20 protein-coding genes and 2 pseudogenes are annotated in these 20,000 nt (G+C 67.9%); 13 read left to right on the top strand and 9 right to left on the bottom strand.

Annotated features, from left to right (window positions below):
* Position 1 precedes the first annotated feature (1 nt).
* Positions 2-517 (top strand): YbhB/YbcL family Raf kinase inhibitor-like protein, encoded by a 516-nt coding sequence (locus MLJ35_RS01980; RefSeq protein ID WP_243382577.1) that lies wholly within the window; start codon positions 2-4, stop codon positions 515-517.
* 12 nt (positions 518-529) lie between these two features.
* Here MLJ35_RS01980 and MLJ35_RS01975 read toward each other — a convergent pair whose 3' ends face one another.
* Positions 530-1,060 carry a flavin reductase family protein gene (locus MLJ35_RS01975; protein WP_420843017.1) on the bottom strand — a complete coding sequence of 177 codons (531 nt, stop codon included), beginning with the start codon at positions 1,058-1,060 and terminating at the stop codon, positions 530-532.
* Between the two features lie 67 nt (positions 1,061-1,127).
* Here MLJ35_RS01975 and MLJ35_RS01970 point away from each other — a divergent pair, with 67 nt between their 5' ends.
* Positions 1,128-1,523 carry a SprT-like domain-containing protein gene (locus tag MLJ35_RS01970; RefSeq protein ID WP_243382575.1) on the top strand — a complete coding sequence of 132 codons (396 nt, stop codon included), beginning with the start codon at positions 1,128-1,130 and terminating at the stop codon, positions 1,521-1,523.
* A 209-nt stretch (positions 1,524-1,732) separates the two neighbouring features.
* On the opposite strand, the gene rsmI is transcribed toward MLJ35_RS01970, so the two are convergent.
* From rsmI to typA, 5 genes are all read right to left on the bottom strand, one after another.
* Positions 1,733-2,581 (bottom strand): 16S rRNA (cytidine(1402)-2'-O)-methyltransferase, encoded by an 849-nt coding sequence (gene rsmI / locus MLJ35_RS01965; protein ID WP_243382573.1) that lies wholly within the window; start codon positions 2,579-2,581, stop codon positions 1,733-1,735.
* A gap of 69 nt (positions 2,582-2,650) precedes the next feature.
* Positions 2,651-3,484 (bottom strand): hypothetical protein, encoded by an 834-nt coding sequence (locus tag MLJ35_RS01960; protein WP_243382572.1) that lies wholly within the window; start codon positions 3,482-3,484, stop codon positions 2,651-2,653.
* A gap of 112 nt (positions 3,485-3,596) precedes the next feature.
* Positions 3,597-4,298, bottom strand: coding sequence for a YdcF family protein (locus MLJ35_RS01955; RefSeq protein WP_243382570.1), 702 nt, complete (start codon positions 4,296-4,298; stop codon positions 3,597-3,599).
* Between the two features lie 31 nt (positions 4,299-4,329).
* A complete protein-coding gene (locus MLJ35_RS01950) occupies positions 4,330-5,739 on the bottom strand; it encodes a hypothetical protein (protein ID WP_243382569.1) in 1,410 nt (469 codons plus the stop codon).
* A gap of 136 nt (positions 5,740-5,875) precedes the next feature.
* Positions 5,876-7,702 carry a translational GTPase TypA gene (typA, locus tag MLJ35_RS01945; RefSeq protein WP_243382567.1) on the bottom strand — a complete coding sequence of 609 codons (1,827 nt, stop codon included), beginning with the start codon at positions 7,700-7,702 and terminating at the stop codon, positions 5,876-5,878.
* A gap of 142 nt (positions 7,703-7,844) precedes the next feature.
* Between typA and MLJ35_RS01940 the strand changes: the two genes are divergently transcribed.
* The 5 genes and pseudogenes from MLJ35_RS01940 to MLJ35_RS01920 all read left to right on the top strand — a co-directional run bounded on the left by MLJ35_RS01940 (position 7,845) and on the right by MLJ35_RS01920 (position 11,651).
* On the top strand, positions 7,845-9,086 hold the full coding sequence (locus tag MLJ35_RS01940; protein ID WP_243320094.1) for a type IV pilus twitching motility protein PilT: 1,242 nt from the start codon (positions 7,845-7,847) through the stop codon (positions 9,084-9,086).
* 49 nt (positions 9,087-9,135) lie between these two features.
* The gene (locus MLJ35_RS01935) at positions 9,136-9,411 is read left to right on the top strand and encodes an HU family DNA-binding protein (protein ID WP_243286548.1); all 276 of its coding nucleotides are present in this window, start codon (positions 9,136-9,138) and stop codon (positions 9,409-9,411) included.
* A gap of 256 nt (positions 9,412-9,667) precedes the next feature.
* Positions 9,668-9,793, top strand: a pseudogene (locus MLJ35_RS16185) (IS30 family transposase); the annotation flags it as partial.
* A gap of 58 nt (positions 9,794-9,851) precedes the next feature.
* Positions 9,852-11,174 carry a S41 family peptidase gene (locus MLJ35_RS01925; RefSeq protein ID WP_243382564.1) on the top strand — a complete coding sequence of 441 codons (1,323 nt, stop codon included), beginning with the start codon at positions 9,852-9,854 and terminating at the stop codon, positions 11,172-11,174.
* 12 nt (positions 11,175-11,186) lie between these two features.
* Entirely contained in the window at positions 11,187-11,651 is a 465-nt protein-coding gene (locus MLJ35_RS01920) for a winged helix DNA-binding protein (RefSeq protein ID WP_243382563.1), read from the top strand.
* A gap of 338 nt (positions 11,652-11,989) precedes the next feature.
* Here the strand turns inward: MLJ35_RS01920 and MLJ35_RS01915 are convergent, their stop codons facing one another.
* A complete protein-coding gene (locus tag MLJ35_RS01915; RefSeq protein ID WP_243382561.1) occupies positions 11,990-13,429 on the bottom strand; it encodes a pyridoxal phosphate-dependent decarboxylase family protein in 1,440 nt (479 codons plus the stop codon).
* Positions 13,430-13,474: 45 nt separating this feature from the next.
* Between MLJ35_RS01915 and MLJ35_RS01910 the strand changes: the two genes are divergently transcribed.
* Positions 13,475-13,744 carry a DUF493 family protein gene (locus MLJ35_RS01910; protein WP_243286550.1) on the top strand — a complete coding sequence of 90 codons (270 nt, stop codon included), beginning with the start codon at positions 13,475-13,477 and terminating at the stop codon, positions 13,742-13,744.
* A 333-nt stretch (positions 13,745-14,077) separates the two neighbouring features.
* Here the strand turns inward: MLJ35_RS01910 and asnS are convergent, their stop codons facing one another.
* Both asnS and MLJ35_RS01900 read right to left on the bottom strand, forming a co-directional pair.
* Positions 14,078-15,379, bottom strand: coding sequence for an asparagine--tRNA ligase (gene asnS, locus MLJ35_RS01905; protein WP_243382559.1), 1,302 nt, complete (start codon positions 15,377-15,379; stop codon positions 14,078-14,080).
* A 58-nt stretch (positions 15,380-15,437) separates the two neighbouring features.
* The gene (locus tag MLJ35_RS01900; RefSeq protein WP_243320084.1) at positions 15,438-15,794 is read right to left on the bottom strand and encodes a response regulator; all 357 of its coding nucleotides are present in this window, start codon (positions 15,792-15,794) and stop codon (positions 15,438-15,440) included.
* Positions 15,795-15,962: 168 nt separating this feature from the next.
* On the opposite strand from MLJ35_RS01900, the gene pyrR reads away from it, so the two are divergent.
* From pyrR to gpmI, 5 genes and pseudogenes are all read left to right on the top strand, one after another.
* A complete protein-coding gene (pyrR, locus tag MLJ35_RS01895; protein ID WP_243382557.1) occupies positions 15,963-16,505 on the top strand; it encodes a bifunctional pyr operon transcriptional regulator/uracil phosphoribosyltransferase PyrR in 543 nt (180 codons plus the stop codon).
* Positions 16,505-17,464, top strand: a complete 960-nt coding sequence (locus MLJ35_RS01890; RefSeq protein ID WP_243382554.1) for an aspartate carbamoyltransferase catalytic subunit — start codon at positions 16,505-16,507, stop codon at positions 17,462-17,464. Before pyrR ends, MLJ35_RS01890 begins: the two co-directional genes overlap by 1 nt.
* Entirely contained in the window at positions 17,461-17,967 is a 507-nt protein-coding gene (locus MLJ35_RS01885; protein ID WP_243382552.1) for an ORF6N domain-containing protein, read from the top strand. Before MLJ35_RS01890 ends, MLJ35_RS01885 begins: the two co-directional genes overlap by 4 nt.
* A gap of 2 nt (positions 17,968-17,969) precedes the next feature.
* Entirely contained in the window at positions 17,970-18,464 is a 495-nt protein-coding gene (locus tag MLJ35_RS01880; protein ID WP_243382550.1) for an ORF6N domain-containing protein, read from the top strand.
* 7 nt (positions 18,465-18,471) lie between these two features.
* A pseudogene (gene gpmI, locus MLJ35_RS16180) lies at positions 18,472-19,996 on the top strand (2,3-bisphosphoglycerate-independent phosphoglycerate mutase).
* Positions 19,997-20,000: the final 4 nt, after the last annotated feature.

Genomic DNA, 20,000 nt, shown 5'->3' with positions numbered 1-20,000 from the left:
CATGATCCCCATCCTGCTGCTCCCCGCCCTGCTGGCCGTCTCGCCGGCGAAGGAGGCTCGCATGGAACTCCGGATGTCCGCCTTCCCGAACGGGGGCACGATCCCCCGCGCCCACACCGCCGATGGCGCAGATCGCTCGCCGGCCCTCCAGTGGGGCGAGCCGCCCGCAGGCACCGCCGCCTTCGCCCTGATCGTGGACGATCCGGATGCCCCCGTGGGCACCTGGGTCCACTGGGTCCTCTACGACCTGCCCGGCACGGCCCGGTCCCTGGCGGAGGACCAGCCCCGCGCGGCCGACCTTCCGGGCGGCGCGCACCAGGGAAAGAACAGCTGGGGCCGCCTGGGCTGGAACGGCCCCTCGCCCCCGCCCGGCAAGCCTCACCGCTACTTCTTCCGGCTCCTGGCCCTCTCGGCGCCGCTGGGCCTCCCTGCCGGCGCCAGCCGGGCCCAGGTGGACGCAGCGGCGAAGGGCAAGGTCCTGGCCGAAGGCACCTGGATGGGCACCTACGGGCGCTGAGCGACCGGATTCTCAGGGCTTCCCGGACGTCAGCCGGATCGTCTCGCCATCCACCGCGAAGACGCCGCGCCCCTGGTGGTGGAGGGTCTTCGGCTTCTTCGGGGCGGGATCGATCCAGGCCTGCACCACCTCCAGCACGAAGAGGTTGTAGCGGTTCACGAAGCGCGTGTCCGCCACCCGGCACTCCAGGTTCGCGAAGCACTCGGCCACCAGCGGCGCGGCCACCTTCTTCGCCGGCAGGGCCGTGAGGCCGAAGGCCGCGAACTTGTCCACGTCGCGGCCCGAGGCATTACCCACCTTCACCACCTGCTTCACCAGCCCGGCGGCGGGGATCGCGATCACGCACTGCCGCGTCTTCCGCAGGGCCTCGAAGCTGTGGTTGGCGCCACTCACCAGGCAGCCCACCAGGGGCGGATTGAACTCCATCATCATGTGCCAGGACATGGCCATGACGTTGGCATGGCCTCGGTTCGCGGTGGCCAGCAGCACGACGGGCCCCGGCTCCAGAAGGGTGTACACGTCTGAGAGTGGAAGGGCCTTCATCATGGGCGCCTCCTGCCGTCCAAGCCTACGCCCTTCGGAAAACCCGGACCTGCCCCACAATGGAGACATGCACCTCACGCTCCGCGCCCGCGCCCAGGCCATTCTCCGCGAGGCGGGCTGGGACCTCATCCCGCCCCCGGTGATCTGGTCGCCCCGCATGGCGCGCTGCGCGGGGCTCTTCGTGATCGAGAAGGACTCTCGCGGCAAGTGGCATCCGGAGATCCGCCTCAGCATCCCCCTGCTGCGCCGCCGGGACTGGCCCTGGCCCCAGCCGGTGTGCGGGATGAACTGCCACACGCCCGACGACATCCAGCGGCGCATCCTCGAGCACGAGCTGATCCATTTCAAGCTCTGGATGGACCGGGAGAGGGACTGGGGCCATACGGAGCGGTTCCGGCAGCTGGCCTGGGAAGTGTTCGGGCATCAGAGCATTACCCACGGCATCGGCTCAGAACCCGATTAGTCCAGCGCGCGAGTTCAGCAGGATTCGCTCCTTGTGGGGCCCCGCTCCGCAGGCTCCCCCGGAGCCTGCTCTGCGACCCACATGGTCGCGACCCACGGCATCGGCTCAGAACCCGATTAGTCCAGCGCGCGAGTTCAGCAGGATTCGCTCCTTGTGGGGCCCCGCTCTGCAGGCTCGCTACCTTTGGGGCGATGCTTCGCCGCGCCCCCCTAGAGCTCGGCCGCCAGGCGGTAGAGCTCGGAGGCGGACACGCCCAGGTGCTTGGCCAGGGGCTTCACCGCTTCGCGGAGGGTCATGCCGCCTTCGCGGGCGGCGGCGAGGTAGGCCTTGGCCCAATCCGGCAGGGTGCCGTCGAACGCCGCCTGCTCGTCGTTGACGACCCGCTTGGCCCCGGCACCCGCCAGCACCAGCACCATCTCGCCGCGGTCCTCGCGGCCCAGCTGGGCCTTCACCTGGTCCGGCGTGCCGCGGTACCAGGTCTCGTGCAGCTTGGTCAGCTCGCGGCCCAGGGCCATCTCGCGGTCCGGCAGCAGCTCCGCCAAGTCGGAGAGGGTCTCGTGGATGCGGTGGGGCGTCTCGAAGACCACCACCGTCTCCTCCTCGGCACCCAACTTCCGCAGAAGGGCGCGGCGCGGCTCGCTGCGGTTGGGCAGGTAGCCCCAGAAGCTGAAGGCGTGGCTGGGCAGGCCCGAGGCCACCACCGCCAGCAGCACGGCCGAGGCGCCGGGCAGCACCGTGACCTTGGCTCCCGCGGCCCGGGCCGCCCGGGCGATCTCGAAGCCGGGATCATTGATGCCGGGCATGCCTGCGTCGCTGCAGTAGGCCACGGTTCGGCCCGAGGCCAGCTCCAGGCCGATGCGCTCGTAGGCCGCGGCGCCGGCGTGGTCGTCGAAGCGCAGCAGGGGTTTCTCGATCCCCAGATGCTTCAGCAGGCCGCCGGTGCGGCGGGTGTCCTCGCAGGCCACCAGGTCGGCCTCCGCCAGGGCTTCCTTCGCGCGGTCCGTGAGGTCGCCGAGGTTGCCGATGGGCGTGGGGACGAGAATGAGGTGGCCGGCCATGGTTTCATTCTGGCAGGGCTGGCGGAGGGCGCCGCATCCACAACGCCCCTCCGGTCCTGTTTCCGAGGCCTACTTTGCAGCCGCCGCCTTCGGAGCGGGCTTGGCCGTCCAGGCTTTCCAGAACTCGGGGTCCGCGGCAATGTCCCCGGCATCCGGATAGCTCATCTTCGGATCCACGGCCAGCAGCTGGGCGTCCTCCCGCAGGAAGCAGTCGGCGACGAGCTTCGAAAGGCCTTTGAGTTCCTCGGGACCAGCAGATTTGGCCATCTTCTCGTCATCGGCCATGGTCGCATCCGCATCGGCCAGGCTGTGCAGCGGCACCACCCAGAGGAACGTGGGATTGGCGGCCCCGGCCACGGCCTGGTACACGGCCCACCGGGGCTTCAGGCCCGCCTTCTCGCAGAGCTCGGCGTATTTCTTCGCGCCAGCCGCGAACTCGGCGTCGAGGCCCGGCTTCACCTGGATCGTGGAGGTCCAGTAGTAGCGGGGCGCCATGTTCCCGATCTCCCGGCTGAGGTCCCCGCGCAGCATGTAGGCCGCGCTGCTGTAGGTCGTGATGTACTCGGCATCCTTGACGGCCAACGCCTCGACCTGGGCCTTGAGGGCCGGGTGCTTCTCCATGTAGGCCTGCTGCGCCTCCATGCCCGCCAGGGAATCATAGAACCACACCCACGTGGCCTGGTTCGCGCCGACCACCGGCACCAGGCCCAGGAAGTGGTAGGGGCTCTTCGCCTGGGCGAGGACCTTGGACCAGGCGAACTCGTTCTTCTGGTGGGCGGCCTCCTTGCCGGGCTTCACGTCCTCCACGCCGATGCGCAGGACCTTGGGCCAGCTCGGGACCGGCGGTTCGCCACCCACGAGCGTGGCGCCGAGGGAAAGGCAGAGCAGGATCCGGGTGTCCATGGACTCCTCCTTGAGTGAGGCCCATGAGGCTACGCCCAAATGCTCATGAATAGATCTTTTTTTTAAGATACCTTGTAAGCATCTACACGCGATTCATGTCGATCATCCATAATCACGTTACCCGGTTGAGCTGTCGTTCGCTGCGGATCAGGCGGCTGTAGGCCAGGCCGGTGTGGTACCAGTGCAGGAAGAAGGCTTCGAGGGCGGCCCTCCGCCACCAGGCCAGGCTTCCCGGCGTCGGGGGGCAGCTGGGCGCGGGGCTGCAGCGCACCGCCAGGCCCAGGCCCCGCGCCAGCGTCCCCGCCCTGGCCAGGTGCAGGTGGTCGGAGACCAGGATGAGGGTCCGCCAACCCTCGGCACGCAGGGTCCCCCGCACGTGGAACAGGTTCTCGAGGGTGTGCTGGCTCTGGTCCTCGGTCCGGAGCGCCTCCTCCGGGATTCCCTGGCTGCGCAGCCACGCGCAGCCCGCCTCGGCCTCGCTGATCCGCGCGCGCCCCGTCAGCCCGCCCGCCACGAGGATCCGCGGGGCGAGGCCCTGCCGCCAGAGGTCCGCGGCGTGGGCCAGGCGAGCCTCAAAGGTCTTCGTGGGGCGGTCCCGCTCCAGCCGGCGGCCCAGCACCAGGATGAGGTCCGAGGGCTCCACGGGGTCGCCGCCCGCCCCCCGGAGCACCCACCGCATCCGCCACCAGACCGGCAAGCCCAGCAGCAGCACGGCTGAGCCCGAAGCCAGGAGGAAGGACGCCAATCCCCCCGGTCCCAGCTTCTGCAGGAAGGTGGACCGGGGCGGAGCGGTGTAGGGACGGTCCGGCGCCATGCTTCAGGATGCCATCCCGGCCGGCGAGGGGTCACCGGCGGATGGTGGGCGCCGCCAGGGGAGGCGGCGCGGGGGCCGGCGCGGGACGCGCCGCCGGGGCGAGGGGACGCACCGCCTGGACCGGCTCCGGCCCCTTGAACAGGATCTGGGCCGGGGCGCTCTTCGCCTTCCCCGCCAGCAGGCTCACGGACAGGAGGCCGGGCGTGGCGCGGCGGTAGCGGTCCGGAATCGTGACGTGCAGCACCTTCTCGCCCACCTGGAGGCTGGCGCCATCGTCGTCCGCCGTCCGGCCCGCATCCTCGGCGGGGATGGCCAGGGCCTCCTCCCCGTTGAACACCACCTTCGGCACCTCCGGCCCCAGGTGCCTGGCGTAGATCCGGATGCGGAAGGCCGCGGCCCGGTCGCCCACCTTCAGCTCCATCGGATTCAGGCGCGTGATCTGCGGCCCAGGGCCGATGATCCCTGGGATCGCGGCACCCGGATTCGCGGTCCCGGCCTGGGATCCAGGAGCGGCCGTCCGGGCGGCGATCGCCGCGCCCGTCTGGGAGAGGGCGGGGACCGCGGGCCGGGCCGAGGTTCGGACCGGGAGGCTGAAGGTGACCACCCTCTCCGGGGTGGCGCCGCTGTCGTCCATCACGGCGATCCGGAGCTGCCCGGGCCTGGCCAGGCGGTAGCGCTCCGGGATGGTCACGTGGATGAGGCCCTCGCCCCCCTTCGTGAAGCTGCCGTCATCGTCGTAGTAGTGGACGCGGTCCTCCGCGGGCACCGCGCCGCCCCGATCGCCGTTGAAGACCACCTTCAGCGCGTTGGGGCTCAAGTGGGTGCCGTAGATCTTCAGTCGGAAAGAGGGCTGGGGCGCCCCGATCTGGATGTCGGAGGGGACGATGCGCGTGAGCGACGCCGGCGCGCTGGGCGGGGGCGTCGTCACCGGCTTCACGGCGCCGGCGGGGGCCACGTCGATGGTCTTGATGGCGGACCAGGGGCTGCTCAACTGGTGGGACCCGCTGGGGTCGCTCGCCCCGTCCGCGCCGGCCGACACCCAGAGCTTCACCTGGAGGTGGCTACCCGGCTCGCTGAGGAAGCGCGCCGGATCCACCGCCAGCAGGATGACCGTGCTCGCGCAGGCGCCCAGCACCCGGGCGCCGTTGTCCCAGACCGCGGGCACCCAGGCCGTGGCCCGGTCGCCGCCGGGCGAGACGCCCCGCACGAAGATGTGCTGGTAGCCGCCCTCGGGCCCGGCGGGATGCCCGAGGTCGCCGTCCGGCGGCGCGAGGTTGGCGCCCGTGAGGGTGATCACCACGCGGCCGTAGGCATCCAGCCAGCCGGCGGACTGGGGGTAGACCATCTGGGGATCGGCCTTGGCCAGGATGGGCATGGGCAGCCCCTGGGTAAACCCAAGGGTGGAGAGGGCCAGACCGAGGAAGGCGGCAACGAGGCGCATGGGGAACCTCCGGGCCAGAACGCGCCTAAAGGGGTTTGCCCCTCAACCGCGCTCCAGGAAAAAAGGGATGAGCCCTGGAGCATATACGCGAAGCGCCCCGGGACTCAAGCCCCGGGGCGCTTCAGACTGCCTGGCCTCAGGCCTCGGTGCGCTTTTCCGACTTCTTTCGTTCGTTGGTGTCCAGCACGCGCTTGCGCATGCGGATGAAGTTGGGGGTGACTTCCACCAGCTCGTCGGCCTCGATGTACTCCAGGGCCTGCTCCAGGGTGTGCTCCCGGGGCGGGGTGAGGCGGGTGGCCTCGTCGCTGCCGCTGGCGCGCATGTTGGACAGCTTCTTGCCCTTGGCCACGTTCACCACCAGGTCGTTCTCGCGGGCGTGCTCGCCCACGATCATGCCCTCGTAGCAGCGGGTGTTCGGGTGGATGAAGATGACGCCGCGCTCCTCCAGGTTCATGAGCGCGAAACCCACGGCCTCGCAGGCCTCCATGCTGATGAGCACGCCGTTCTTGCGGCCCGGCAGCTCGCCCTTGTAGGGGCCGTAGTGGCTGAAGAGGCTGTGGAGGATGCCTTCGCCGCGGGTGTCGGTCATGAACTCGCTGCGGAAGCCGATGAGGCCCCTGGAGGGGATCTTGAAGTGGAGCCGCAGGCGCCCGCCCTCGTTGCCCATGTCCTGCATCTCGGCCTTGCGGTTGCCCATGTGCTCCATCACCACGCCCATGAAGGCCTCGGGGATGTCGATGGTCACGTCTTCGTAGGGTTCCAGCTTCTCGCCAGTCACGGGATCCGTGTGGAGGATCACCTCGGGGCGGCTCACGCAGAGCTCGAAGCCCTCGCGGCGCATGGTCTCGATGAGCACGGAGAGGTGCAGCTCGCCGCGGCCGCTCACCTTGAAGGAATCGGGGCTGTCAGTGTCCTCCACCCTGAGGGCGACATTGTGCTGCAGCTCCTTCTGGAGGCGCTCGCGGATTCGGCGGCTCTGCACGTGCTTGCCGTCCTGGCCCGCGAAGGGCCCGGCGTTCACCATGAACATCATGGAGATGGTGGGCTCGTCGATGTCCACATAAGCCAGGGCCACGGGGCTCGCGGCGTCGGCGATGGTCTCGCCCACGCGGATGTCGGGGATGCCCGCCAGGGCCACGATCTCGCCGGCGCTGGCCTCCGTCTGCTGGATTCGGGACAGGCCCTCGAAGCCGTAGAGCTGGGTGACCTTGTGCTGCTGGACGCTGCCGTCGCGCTTCACCACCCCCACGGTCTCGCCCACCTTGATGCGGCCGTTCACGATGCGGCCGATGCCGATCTGGCCGACGAAGTCGCTCCAGTCCATGAGGGTGACGAGCATCTGGAGGGGGGCGTCAGGGCTGCCCTTGGGATGGGGGCAGTGCTTGACGATGGTGTCGAAGAGCGGGTCCAGGTTCTCGCTGGCATCGTTCATGTCCAGCATGGCGTAGCCCTGCTTGGCGCTGGCGAAGACGCAGGGGAAGTCCAGCTGCTCCTCCGTGGCGCCCAGCTCGATGAGCAGGTCGAAGACCTGGTCCTGGGACCAGAGCGGGCGGGCGCCGGGGCGGTCCACCTTGTTGATGACGACAATCGGGCGCAAACCGAGCGCCAGGGCCTTGCGGGTCACGAACTTGGTCTGGGGCATGGGGCCGTCGAAGGCGTCCACCACCAGCAGGACCGAATCCACCATGGAGAGCACGCGCTCCACCTCGCCGCCGAAGTCGGCGTGGCCGGGCGTGTCCACGATGTTGAAGCGGTAGCCGCCCCAGTGCAGGGAGGTCGTCTTGGCCAGGATGGTGATGCCGCGCTCGCGCTCCTGGTCGTTGCTGTCCATGGCCCGTTCCTGGACCCGCTGGTTGTCCCGGAACATGTGGGCGCCCTTGAACAGGGCGTCTACGAGGGTGGTCTTGCCATGGTCGACGTGGGCGATGATGGCGATGTTGCGGATCTTCTCGAGCGAGGTCATCTGGCTCCCGGCAGCCCGGGCACAAGCCAGGCAGAACCTTTGATTTTACCAGACGCGAGGCTGATTTCCGAGCCCTGATTGCAACCCCTTCCATTGTCGCGCCAGGGGTCTAAGATAAGCGGACCCTCACCGGGAGAACCCCATGCATATCAACGAACTGCTCACCGTGGTCTGCGAGCAGGGCGCCAGCGACCTCCACCTCAAGGTCGGCAACCACCCCATCGCCCGCATCAAGGGAAAACTCACGCCCATGACGCAGTTCAAGCGCCTGGTGCAGGAGGACACCATCGCCATGGCCTACGCCATCATGGCCAGCGACAAGCAGAAGGCGAAGTTCAAGGAGAACCTCGACCTCGACATCGCCTATTCGGTGCCGAGCCTCGGCCGCTTCCGTTGCAACATCTTCAACCAGCGCGGCACCGTGGGCCTCGTCCTCCGCGTGATCCCCCGGAAGATCTACACCATCGACGACCTGATGCTCCCCAAGGTCCTCAAGACCATCTGCCAGGAGCAGCGAGGCCTGGTGCTGGTGACGGGCACCACCGGCTCGGGCAAGTCCACGACCCTCGCCGCCATGATCGACCTGATCAACGCCACGCGGTCCGAGCACATCCTCACCATCGAGGACCCCATCGAGTACCTGCACCGGGACAACCTCAGCATCGTGAACCAGCGCGAGGTGGAGGCGGACTGCAAGACCTTCGCCACGGCCCTCCGCGCCGCCCTCCGACAGGACCCGGACGTGATCCTCGTAGGCGAGATGCGCGACCTGGAGACCATCGAGACGGCCCTGCACGCCGCCGAGACCGGCCACCTGGTCTTCAGCACCCTGCACACCCTGGACGCCACCGAGACCATCAACCGCGTGATCTCCGTGTTCCCGCCCCACCACCAGAAGCAGATCCGCCTCCAGATGGCGGCCGTGCTCAAGGGCATCATCTCCCAGCGCCTGGTGCCCCGGGCCGACGGCCAGGGCCGCGTGCCCGCCGTGGAGGTCATGGTGGCCACGGAAACCGTGCGCACCTGCATCGAGGACAAGGACAAGACCAAGATGCTGAAGGATGTCATCGCGGCGGGCACGGCCCAGTACGGCATGCAGACCTTCGACCAGAGTCTCTACTTCCTGCTGCGCCAGGGTCTCATCACCGAGGAGGAGGCCCTGCTGCGCGCCACCAACGTGGGCGAGTTCAAGCTGCGCCTCGAAGGCGTCATGGCCACGGCGGACATGGCCCGGGCCAACATGGAGCGCGGCATGTCCATCGCCCAGGGCGGAGGCCGGGAATCCGGCGCCCCGTCGGCCGCGCCCCAGGTCCAGCCCCCCGCCCCGGGCATGCCCATGGCCATGCCTCCGGGCACCGACGTGAAAATCACCCTGGCACGCTGACCGCCCTTCCCCTTATCCTGGCTCTCCCACCCCCGAACCGAGGTCGCCGATGATCAAGATCGACATCGCCAATTCGCTGATGAAGGTTCACCCCTGCTCCCGCGCCACCGCCCTCCAGGTGGTGGACCTCCTCACGGAGCGCCTCAAGGATGCCCTCCTGAACGGGCATCGCATCGAGATCCGGGGCTTCGGCGTGTTCGAACCCCGCCCCCGCAAGCGCGGCATGGGCCGAAACATCAAGACCGGCGCCAGCGTCCAGATCCCCAAGGGCAAGAGCATCCGCTTCAAGCCCGGGAAGGACCTGCGGGAGATCGAGGTCGGGTAGCTCCTTGCACTCGACGCTGCGCATGGAGCGTTAGAGAAAAGCAGGGGAGAATCGCGGGATGGACTAAGCCTGCCGTCGGCCCAAGACCACCTGTCCCTTCCGCGTGCCCCTGAAGATCATCGGGCGCCAGGAGGAGTTGCGCCCCGACATGGTCCTGGAGCTGATCCTCGCCCACCTGGGCCCCCAGGCCGAAGGCGACGAACAGCATTCCGCCAACTGCAAAGGCGCCTTCATCAGCTACACCTTCTGGATCACCCTGAACGTCCGCCCAAGGGAATCTCTCGGCTGGAAATGCCCCGCAGAGCTTTTCCTTCCAGAAGGCGCTTTTGATTTTCAGGCCTTCTGGTCTAATCCACCCAAGCCTGTTGCACTTGGAACTTGAAACAGTATACAATATATTGCGCAATACGTTACGACTTCTCACGTGGGAGCGATTTGCCATGAACTTGAAACACGCCTTTCGCCTGCTTGCGATCCAACTCGCCCTTGCCGCGGTGCCCCCTCTCGAGGCTCAACCCGTCGCTCGAGAGGAGGTCTCTCGAACCGTTGAAGCGCTGAATGCCACGCTGGCCAAAAATTACGTGTTTCCGGACATCGCAGCCAAAATCGCGGCGTCGCTTCGCTCGAAGCTGAACGCCGGCAGCTACGACGCGCTACCGAGCAAGGAAGCGCTTGCGCACGCGCTGACCGACGACCTGATCAAGGTGAGTGGCGATCTGCACTTCGTGGTGGGTTTCGATCCGGTCTGGGTCACCCAATCTCGCACGAAGGATGTGCCTGCCGTTGCGGCAGCGAAGCGCAAGGCAGACTACGAAGAGGCCGCGCGTACCAACTTCGGCTTCCGTGGCGTGCAAAGGCTGGACGGCAATATTGGCTATATCGACATGGCCTACTTCGCCGATCCGACCCTTGCCTTTGATACTGCAGCAGCAGCAATGCGGATGGTCGAAAACACCGATGCGGTAATCATTGATCTTCGCTACAACAATGGCGGCCACTTGGAGATGGCACAGTTCATCGCAAGCTACTTCTTCTCGGGCGAAAAGGACCAACTCCTTTTCGATTACTATTACAGTGAAGACGGCAGGCGCATTGAACGTGGACAATGGGTTTTGCCCGCGTTGCCTGGCAAGCGCTTGACCGACAAGCCGCTGTATATCTTGACCGGCTCAACCTCCTTTTCCGCAGCCGAGTGGCTGAGCTACACGATGAAAAAACTCGGGCGTGCGCGTCTTGTAGGCGCGTTGACAGCAGGTGGTGCACATCCGGTCGATCGTAAGCCGGTCGACAACGATTTCTTCTTGCAGGTTCCCATCGGTCAGATCCGCGACCCGGTCGATCATGGTGACTTCGAGGGCACAGGCGTTCGTCCGGACGTCGAAGTGCCATCGATCGACGCTTTGAAGGTCGCGCACAGGCTTGCGATTGAGGAGCGCGCAAAAGATGGCGCTACCGAGCAGGGCGACTACGACTGGCTGCGTCCGACGCTCCTCGCCCGAAACACTCCGCCCGCGATCTCAGCTGCACAACTTCAATCCGCCGTCGGCAAATATGAAGGCCGGATGATCGGAATCGAACAGGGCAAACTGTTCTACGTGTGGCGCGACCGTTTCCGTGCGGCACTGACACCTGTCGCGCCGGACTTGTTTGATATCGAAGGCGTGGACGATTTTAGATATAGGGTCGTACGGAAAGACGGCCGGGTTGCCGGACTGGAACGCGTCAATCGCGACGGATCGACGCGCCTCTACAAACGTCTCTAAAGGACTCTCGACTTGACCATTCCGCTCGATGATCCCGTCTTTCTCGGTCGCACTGTGGAGCGGCTTAGTACCCTGATCGAAACCCAGTCCGAGGTGATTTTCAAGGAGCGCGGAGTGCTCATTCCAGTGAAATCCTGCTCGCTGATGACCCAACTCGCGCGGCTCGAACATGCGACAGCGGCAGACCTGGCGCGCGCACTCAATGTCTCGCATCAACTTGTCCTGCAGAAGCTTCCCAAGCTCCTGAAGCTCAGGTTGATCACGGCGACACAGGATTTGGAGGACGCACGGAAGAAGTCTTTCAGCCTGACTGCGACGGGTAAGAAGCAGATCGAAATTTTTCTAGAGTGCCGAGATCTCATCAAGCAGGCCTATGCTGGTCTGTTCGACGAGGTGGGCGACCTCTTTAGCCTGACGAACACATTTGTCGGCGCGCTCGAGAAAAAGCCGCTTAGTGAAAGAATTCGCAACCACTAATCCGGGCCCGCACCGCTATGTGACGCGCGAGGTTAAACGCCAACTTTTTATGCTAGCGTCGCTATGCTCATGTGGTCGTGTATAGGTCACCACGAAGGGCATGAATGCGCCCTGCGAGCGCACGAAGCTCACGAATGGATCTCGACCCACCCTGAGGAACCGCCATGGCCGCCGCCCGCAAAACCGGTCGTGCCTCAGCCCGACCGGGGGCCACAGGCCCGGATGCCACATGCCGAAGCGCCGGAACAGGCCTTCGTGTCCTTGGCTTTCGCTTCGTGCCCTTCGTGGAGGCATTTGAAGGCCCGAACCACCAGATCCTGCCGAGTCAATAGGGGGGTCTATCCGGCCAGCGCGGTCGCCGCGGCCTGGAGGCGGTCCAGGGCTTCGTCCACCTGGTCCTTGTGCGTGCGTGCGGCGAGGATCGCCAGGCGCAGGTGGAAGGCGCCGTTCAGCTTGGTGCCGCTGAGGAAGACCCGGCCCTCGGCCGTCAGGCGCCGCAGCAGGGCCTGGTTGAAGGCGTCGGCGTCGCCGGCCTTGGGCAGGAAGCGGAAGGCCAGGACGCTGAGCTGGGGGGCGGGGCCTGGATCCACACCGGCCATGCCCTGGAGCCGGCCGTAGGCGTACCGGGCCAGGAGGAGCTTCTCCTCTAGGGCGGCCCGGAAGGCCGCCACGCCATGCACCTGGAGGGGCAGCCACAGGCGCAGGGCCCGGGCGTGCTTGCTGAACTCCAGGGTGGTTTCCGAGGGGCTCAGCTCCTCCAGATCCTCCGGCGGCGAGGGCAGGTAGTCCGCCTGGAAGGCGTGGGCCCGCCGCAGGGGCTCCAGGTGCCGCGTCAGCAGGGCCCCCAGGCCCAGGGGCGCGAAGAGGCCCTTGTGAGGGTCCAGCACCAGGCTGTCACTGCGCTCCAGCCCCCGGAGGGCGGCCTTCCCCAGCTCTGTCAGGGCGAAGGAGGCGCCGTAGGCCCCGTCCGTGTGCATCCAGAGGCCGTGGCGCGCGGCCAGGTCCGCACAGGCCTCCAGGGGGTCCACCGCCCCGGTGTTGGTGGTGCCGGCAGTGGGAACCAGGAGCCAGGGGCGCAGGCCCGCCCGCAGGTCCGCCTGGATGGCCGCCTCCAGCGCCTCCGGGCGCAGGCGGAAGTCGACATCCGTGGGGATCTCCCGCACGGGCGCCTCGCCCATGCCAGCCACGCGGAGGGCCTTCACGAGGCAGTGGTGGGCCTGGTCCGACAGGTATACACAGGCCTTCGCATAATCGGCCGCCTTCAGGCCCGCCGCCTCCCGGGCGGTGCAGATCCCGATGAGGTGGGCCATGCTGCCCCCCGCGGCCAGGTTGCCCGAGCTGCCCTCGGGCAGGCCCATCTCCCGGGCCAGCCAGCCGAGGACCTGGTTCTCCATGCGCACCGCCCCGGGCCCGGCGAAGAAATAGGCCGCGTAGCGGTTGGTGAGGGCCGCCAGCAGGTCGCCCAGGGCCCCCGCGAAGAGGGAGGAGGGCGGGATGAACGCCAGATGGCGGCCGGAGGCCCCGTTGGCCCCCACGCCATCCACATGCTCGGCCAGGGCGCCCAGCACCTGGGGGAAGGGGCGCCCCGCCTCGGGGATGGGAAAGTCCGCCAAACCGGCGCCGGGCCGGTCCTTCTGAACGAAGGCGGGAGCCTCCGGCAGGGCCCGGAGGAATCCCTCGGCATAGCCGCGGGCCGCATCCCACAGCGCCACCCGAGCCTCGGCTCCGGGATCCAGCAGCCGCGACTGCGTTTCCAGGTCCTTCAGACGATCCAGCACGGGGGGCCTCCGACCCTCCAGCCTACCAAGGGGTACAATGACGTCATGGAAGCCTGCCGTCGCCCCGAAGTCACCTACCCCACCCGCATCCCCATGAAGATCATCGGGCGCCAGGAGGAACTGCGCCCCGACATGGTCATGGAGCTGATCCTCGCCCACCTGGGCCCCCAGGCCGACGGCGACGAGCAGCACACCGCCGCCTGCAAGGGCGCCTTCATCAGCTACACCTTCTGGGTCACCCTGCCCCACGGCCAGGCCGAGACGCCCCTGCGGGAGGCGATCCAGAAGCTGCCGGGTGTTGTCATGCAGCTGTAGGGCAATCCTCAGTCTTCAGTCTTCAGCCCTCAGTGGCGCGGGCAGCGCCCGCGCCTGAAGACAAGAACGCGGCCGGAAGGCCGCAGCCTTATCCCACTGGGGACTGGGGACCGATGGATGCGGCCTAAGGCCTGAGCGTACCCATCATGCGCGGATAAGGAATGGTCTCGCGCACATGCGGCGAGGGACGAAGCGGGTCGCAGAGCGGGCTGCATCGGCGGCCCGCGGCGCGGGGCCCCGCCGGCCCGAGTCGGAGCAGGGTGAAGCCCTGCGGAGGCTGCCGCCCGCGAGGGCGAGCCGCAGGCGTTGCGGGAGCGGTGTCGTGGCCAGGCCCTAAGGCCTGAGCGTACCCATCATGCGCGGATAAGGAATGGTCTCCCTCACGTGCGGCAGCTTGCAGATCCACGCCACGGCGCGCTCGAGGCCCATGCCGAAGCCGGCGTGGGGGACGCTGCCGTACTTGCGGACATCGAGATACCACTCGTAGTCCGCACGGCTGAGGCCCTCGTGCTCGATCTGATCGAGGAGGTACTGGAGGCTGGAGGCGCGCTCGCCGCCGCCGATGACCTCGCCGTAGCCCTCGGGGGCCAGCAGGTCGGCGCCCAGGGCCAGGCGGGGATCCTGGGGGTCGGGTTCCATGTAGAAGGCCTTGAAGGCTTTCGGGAAGCGGTGCACCCAGAGGGGCTTGTCCGTGGCGTTCATGAGGATGGTCTCGTCGTCGTTGCCGAAGTCCTCGCCCCAGTTGATGTCGCTGCCGAGCGCCTTCAGCTTCTCCACGGCCTCGGTGTAGGTCATGCGGTCGAAAGTGGCGTTGAGGGCGGTCTCCAGCGGCGCCGTGTCGCGCTCGAGGATCTTCAGCTCCTCCTGGCGGCCCTCCAGCACGCGCTGGATCAGGAACTTGGTCATGCGCTCGCCGAGCGCCATGACATCGTCCAGGTGGGCGAAGGCCACTTCGGGCTCCACCATCCAGAATTCCGTGAGGTGCCGCCGGGTCTTGCTCTTCTCGGCCCGGAAGGTGGGGCCGAAGCAGTAGGTCTTGCCGAAGGCCGCGATGCCCGGCTCCTGGTAGAGCTGGCCGGACTGGCTGAGGAAGGCCATGCCCTCGTGGAAGTACTCGGTGCCGAAGAGCGTGCTGGTGCCCTCGCAGGCGCTTGGCGTGAGGATGGGCGCGTCCAGCAGCGTGAAGCCGTCGCCGTCGAAGAAGTCGCGGATGCCCTTCACCAGGGTGTGGCGGATGCGGAGGATGGCCCACTGGCGCTTGCTGCGCAGCCAGAGGTGGCGGTTCTCCATGAGGAACTCGGTGCCGTGCTCCTTGGGGGTGATGGGGAAGTCCACGCTGCCGCCGACGAGCTCCAGCGACTTCACCAGCAGCTCCGGTTGGCCGGTCTTGGGGTGCTGCTGGACGACTCCGGTCATGGTGATGGCGGATTCCTGCGTGAGCTTCCCGGCCAACTCGTAGCTCTCGGGGTCCGCCTCGGCGGCTCCCACCACGCACTGGACGAAGCCGGAGCCGTCCCGCAGCTCGATGAAGCGGGTCTTGCTGGTGCGGGCATTGCGGACCCAGCCCCGCAGCCGGACAGTCTCGCCGACCTGGCCGGCGAGGAATCGGACTTCGGTGAAGGGCTGGCTGGTCACGGGGGCTCCTGGGCCTAAACCTCTATTGTGCCCGGGGAAAGGAACCGGCTCCAGGGTCCTATCCCAACAAGGAGTCGATCTTCTCCTTGAGCGATTCCTGCGTGAACGGCTTCACCACGTAGGTGCTCACGCCGGCCTCGAGGGCCTGGACGATGTCCTGGGTGGCGGCGTGGGTGGTGACCATGAGGATGGGCATGGTGGCGCCCCGGCTCCGCACGGCCCTAGCGAACGCGATCCCGTCCATCTCCGGCATGTCCCAGTCGGTGATGATGAGATCCACCCCGCCCCGGTCCAGCTGCTCCAGCCCGGACCGGCCGTTTTCGCCCTCCACCACGTCCGGGTGGCCCATGCGGACGAGGTTGCCGATGATGATGCGGCGCATCGTCGGGGAGTCGTCCACCACGAGGATCTTCACGGAGGCTCCAGGGAAGGGTTGGCGCCCGGGGCGCTCCGGGCATTGTCTCCCAAACATGGGGGTTTGGAACGTCGTCAATTCTGGCCCCGGCGGCCCCCGGTCCGGGGCCGGGCTGGGATAGACTGGGTCCCGTGCGCGCGCCCCGCGGGGGCGCACCCCGGAGGTTCCATGCCCGAAGCCCAAGGCCCCTGCCCCATGGACCCCGGCCAATTGGAAGCCACCCTCCGGCGCCTGGCCGAAGAACTGCTGGCCCATCTGCGGCCCGAGGAGGAGGTCGTCCTCCTCGGCATCCGCTCCCGGGGCCTGCCCCTGGCCGAGCGCCTGGCCACCCACCTCCGCACCGCCACCGGGGCCGAGGTGCCCGTGGGCGCCCTGGACATCACCCTCTACCGGGACGACCTCACCGAGATGGTGGGCAGCCCCATCGTCCGGCCCACGGAGATTCCCTTCACCCTGAAGGAGCGCACGGTGGTGCTGGTGGATGATGTGCTCTACACGGGTCGCACAGTGCGCGCCGCCCTCGACGCCCTGCTGGACCACGGCCGCCCCCGGCGGGTGATGCTGCTGGTACTGGCGGACCGCAGCGGTCGGGAGCTGCCCATCCAGGCCGATCTCGCGGGCCTGCGGGTGGAGGTGCCGCCGGGCCATCGCGTGGCCGTACGGCTGAAGGAAATCGATGGTGAAGACGGCGTGACCGTGGAGGCCTGCTGATGACGTCCGAACGCTACGTCTTTCCCCACAAGCACCTGCTGGGCATCGAGCCCCTCAGCCCCCAGGACATCACGGCGATCCTGGACCAGGCCCGGGCATTCGAGGAGGTCTGCGAGCGCCCCAGCATCAAGATCGTGCCCGCCCTGCGCAAGAAGCTGGTGGTGAACCTCTTCTTCGAGAACAGCACCCGCACCCGCAACAGCTTCGAGATCGCCGAGAAGCGCCTCTCGGCGGAGATCATCAACTTCGACGCCGACACCAGCAGCCTGAACAAGGGCGAGACGCTCATCGACACGGCCATGAACCTGGAGGCCATGCACCCGGACCTCATCGTCATGCGCCACAGCGCCCCCGGGGCCCACGCCCTCCTGGCCCGGCACATGAAGGCCAGCATCGTGAACGCCGGGGACGGGGCCCACGAGCACCCCACCCAGGCCCTGCTGGACGCCTACACCCTGCGGAAGCACTTCGGAGGCCTGGAGGGTCTGCGGGTGGCCATCGTGGGCGACATCCGCAACAGCCGCGTGGTGCGCTCCAACCTCTGGCTCCTCACTCGCATGGGCGCCAAGGTGACGCTCGTCGGCCCCCCCACGCTGGTGCCCCAGGAGATGGCCGCCACCTGGCCCGGCATCCGGATCAGCCATGACTTCGATTCCGTGATCCCCGAGCAGGACGCCATCATGATGCTCCGGGCTCAGTTCGAGCGCGGCACCGGCGCCTACATCCCCGGACAGGGCGAGTACAGCCGCTTCTTCCAGCTCAACCCGGCGCGCATGAAGCGCGCGAAGAAGAACGTGGTGGTGCTGCACCCCGGCCCCATCAACCGCGGCCTCGAGATCACCAGCGACGTGGCCGACGGCCCCAACAACCTGATCCTGGACCAGGTCACCAACGGCGTGCCAGTCCGCATGGCCGTGCTTTACCTGCTGTCCCACCCCCACGGCGAGCAGGTGCCGTGAGCGCCCTCCCGGCGGAGCGCATCTTCCATTCCATCCACCTGTTCCGAAAGGAGCGGGTCATGCTCGATGCGGACCTGGCGGCCCTCTACGGTGTGGAGACCCGGGCCCTCGTCCAGGCCGTCAAACGCAACGCCAGGCGATTTCCGGCCGACTTCATGTTCCAGCTTGATGCGGAGGATTGGGCCGACTTGAGATCACAAACGGTGATCTCAAGTGCCTGGGGCGGTCGCAGGACGGCTCCCTACGCATTCACCGAACACGGCATCGCCATGCTTTCGAGCGTTCTCAACAGCGACCAGGCCATCGCCGTGAACATCGAGATCATGAGAACCTTCACGCGCTTCCGGGGCATTCTGGCTTCCCATGCCGATCTCGCCAGAAAGCTCGAGGCCCTGGAACGCAAGTATGATGGCCAGTTCCGGGTGGTCTTCGAAGCCATCCGCGACCTCATGGAACCGCCCGCCCAAGTCAAGAAGCCCATCGGCTTCCGTCCGAGGAAATGACCATGGCCGCCCCCGTCGAGATCCTCTCCCGCCTCCTCTGGGTCCGCGACGCCGCGGCCCTGCCGGACCAGGCCCTGGCCGATCAGCTGGGCCTGGAGCCCAAGGCCCTGGCGGCCCTGGTGACGGCCCAGCCCGACCGCTTCCCCGAGGCCCTGGTCTTCCACCTGACCGCCGAGGAGCGCCAGCGCATCCCGGATGCCCCCGTGCTGGCCTTCACCGAGGCCGGGGCCGCCCTGCTGGCGGGCCTGGTGCCCGGCCACGAGCCGGCCCTGCTCAAGCTCCTGCCGGCCTTCGCCGAGGCCCGCCACGTGATCACCGCCCAGGCGGAGCTGTCCCTGCGCGTGGCGGCCCTGGAGCAGAAGCTGGACTCCCTCATCAAGGCCATCCAGGGCGAAGAGGTCGAAGGCGCCCCCAAGCAGCGCCCCATCGGCTTCGTCTCCGACGACGACCTCCCGCATGGGCTGAAGTCCGGGCAGCGCGACCTCAGGAAGAAGTGATCCACCGATGATCCCCGGCCCCATCACCCTCCTGATCCTCGACGGCTTCGGCGACGGCCCCCGCAACGCCTTCGACGCGACCTTCGTGGCGGCCATGCCCCGCTTCAATGCGCTGCGGAAGACCTACGCCACCACCCAGCTCCTCACCAGCGGCGAGGCCGTGGGCCTGCCGGACGGCCAGTTCGGCAACTCCGAGGTGGGCCACATGAACCTGGGCGCGGGCCGGGTGGTGTGGCAGGAACTCACCCGCATCGACGCCGCCATCCGGCGCGGCACCTTCCGGGAGAACCCGGCCATGGGCGCCCTGCTGGCGGAGATCAAAGCCTCCGGGAAGCGGCTCCACCTCATGGGCCTCGTGAGCGACGGCGGCGTCCACAGCCACCAGAACCACCTGGCGGCCCTGGCCCAGTGGGCCCAGGCCGAGGGCGTGCCCACCACCATCCACGCCATCACGGACGGCCGGGACACGGGCCAGAAGAGCGCCGACGGCTACCTCCAGTGGCTGGCGTTCCAGCTTCGCAACACGCCGCTCGTCACCATCGGCTCGGTCTGCGGGCGCTACACGGCCATGGACCGCGACAAGCGCTGGGACCGCACCGAGCAGGCCTGGAAGCTCTACGTGGACGGCGAGGCCCCCCAGGCCGCGCCCGACGCCCTGGCCGCCATCGCCGCCGCCTATGCCCGGGGCGAGACGGACGAGTTCGTGGCCCCCACCAAGCTCGCCGCCTTCCACCCCATCGCCGATGGGGACGGCGTGCTGTGGTTCAACTTCCGCGCCGACCGGGCCCGCCAGATGTGCCACGCCCTCGTCCATCCGGACTTCAAGGGTTTCGCGCCGAAGCACCGGCCGGCGGTGAGGCTGGTCACTTTCACGGCCTACGACATCGAGCTGGATCCCTACGTCTCCGTGGCCTACCCGCCTCAGAGCCTCGAACACCTCCTGGGCGAGCTCATCAGCGCGCAGGGCTGGGAGGCAGTTCCGCACGGCGGAGACGGAGAAGTACGCCCACGTCACCTACTTCTTCAACGGCGGCCGGGAGGCGCCCTTCGAGGGCGAGGAGCGCCGCCTGGTGCCTTCCCCCAAGGTGGCCACCTACGACCTGCAGCCCGAGATGAGCCTGGCGGACGTGAGCGAGGGCCTTGAAACCGCCATCCGCGCCGGCGAGTACCGGTTCCTGGTCTGCAACCTGGCCAACCCCGACATGATCGGCCACACCGGGGACCTGAAAGCCGCCGTGGCCGCCTGCGAGGCCGTGGACGCCGCCGTGGGCCGCATCGCCGACGCCACCCTGGCCATGGGCGGCGCCCTCTTCATCACGGCCGACCACGGCAACTGCGAGTGCATGCGCGACGAAGGCGGCAATCCCCACACCTCGCACACCCTGAATCCGGTCCCCGCGGTTCTCGTGGCCCGGGGTTTCGAGGCCTTCCAGCTGCGCGCCGGGGGCGCCCTCAGCGACGTGGCCCCCACCCTCCTGAAGCTCTTCGGGCTGCCCCAGCCCCAGGCCATGGACGGCGCGAGCCTGTTCTGACGAG

The sequence above is a fragment of the Geothrix alkalitolerans genome, from assembly GCF_022808885.1.
Lineage (GTDB): Bacteria > Acidobacteriota > Holophagae > Holophagales > Holophagaceae > Geothrix > Geothrix alkalitolerans.
The sequence above is the reverse complement of the archived record's forward strand: the minus strand, read 5'-3'. Positions and strand labels throughout refer to the sequence as shown.